Source organism: Moorena sp. SIO3I6, assembly GCF_010672095.1.
Map to the genome: position 1 here is coordinate 1 of NZ_JAAHHU010001001.1, position 1,807 is coordinate 1,807.

General features: G+C 39.8%; 1 protein-coding gene and 1 pseudogene. Both read right to left on the reverse strand.

What is annotated here, in order from left to right:
- Positions 1 to 127: 127 nt before the first annotated feature.
- Positions 128 to 835, reverse strand: a complete 708-nt coding sequence (locus F6K49_RS45420) for a hypothetical protein (RefSeq protein WP_293026816.1) — start codon at positions 833 to 835, stop codon at positions 128 to 130.
- Positions 836 to 1,057: 222 nt separating this feature from the next.
- Positions 1,058 to 1,807 (reverse strand): annotated as a pseudogene (locus F6K49_RS45425) (hypothetical protein); the annotation flags it as partial.

Sequence of the window (1,807 nt, forward strand, 5' to 3'; positions counted from 1 at the left end):
AATTCTGGATCCAGATAACTGTTGACGGTCAACGGTTAACGATTAACAATTAACGATCAACAGCTACCTGTAGGGTGGGCAAGGTTTTGCCCACCCTACCCATGGATTCTGTGCGTAAGTCCTGTAACTAAAACAAGCCACTTAACGAGGTGATTCTCAAAGTTTCCATACCAGCGCCCAGTTTTTGGTATTGATCTGCCTGAGTTTGTCCATCCAAAGCACGAGAGATATTGCTTTGGAGCATGTTAGAAATTTCTTGTCGTTGCGCTTCTTCAACAGTAGCGGCTTGCAAGGAGCCGAGTATGGCGGCTTGACGAGCATTCTGAAGAGCGACTTCTTTGATCACATTCTGAGTAACTGTCTCATTTTGAGCTGTTTGAGCTAATTGCTGTACCTGTGAAACAGTATCCTGCATTTGCTTTAGCTCCTGGATTGACTGCTCCTGTCCTTCTTGACTCAGAACACGAGACGCTGATGCTCTAGCAACTTGCCTTTCTACTTCATTAGCAAGTTTGTCTCCTTCATAAATTGGGTAATCGCTTTCTTGGAGACTTTCCTCAATTGACGCTCTGACGTCTTCCACATCGGGGAGACCTAAAACTCCCATGGAATCTTCCAATGCTGATTTCAAATCGTTGTCTATGGTTTCTGGTAAATTGGTAAATTCATCGAAGAAATTTGTAAAGTAAGACTTAACCTTCTGAAATTCCTCAACAAAGGAGTCAACAAAACTATCCACAATTCCACCAGAAGCATAGGCGGGTTTAGGAACTGCTGTAATTAGCGTACTAATAATTAACAACTGTATCCAAGTTTTGGTCACATTTTTCGCCATGATTGAACTCCTAAATTGAATAGTTACGAAAAAAGGCTGAAGGCTGAAAAGTTAAAAATGAAAGCTAAACCATATAGCACTACGCATTGAGATTAGGACATTACTAAACTCCGAAACGTAAGTCTAAGCTTACTTTTTACTTCTGACTTATAACTTCTGACTTGCGCGTAGCGCTATAAAAGCGTATCCCTGATTTACCTAAATTATATACTATTTTTCAGCTTAATTATGAATTCGAACTTTTGCTCTCGGCTCGGGTAACTTTGAATTGACGACTTGGACTTCTGAATTACGCATTTCTGCCATTTTTTTACTAGCATAATGCATAGCCATAATTTTATCCTTGGGATGTAAGCGCATTGCTGTCTGACGAATTGCTGATTCTTCAGGATTATTAGCAACTGCTGTTAACAGTGCTGAACCGGGATAAAATCGACAGTAGGTGTAAATCCCATTGTCATCGAGTAACCATTGAGAATACATTCCTTCTTGTTTAGGGAAAAATCCTTCTGTGGCATTTTTGTTAATAATGTCTGAAGGATATTTTAAAATATTGACAAAGCTATCTACTGCTGTTGGTTGAATTCTCCCTACTAAGCGAGTTGTTATATTCTGAAAAATTTTCGCTGCACTGGGAGACTTGGAAATAGTATCTGGATCTTGAGCCGATAAAATTACCCGAATTCCGGCTTTGGCTCCATTAGCACACAATCTGCCAATTAATTCAGCAATGGAATTATATTGGAACAGAATGGGACTTTCATCGATGAAAAATATACTCACAGGTGAGGCTAAAGAACGTCTTAAGGCTGCTGAGTAAATCCCTAAAGAAAGTAGTGCAGCATCTTCGTCACTACTAATATTCCGTAAGGCAAAGACTAATAACTGAGCATCACTTCTAAAGGTAGAAGGACGACTAATCGCTTTTCCTACTCGGCTATTTATCCAATACCTCAGTCGCAATTTTACTTG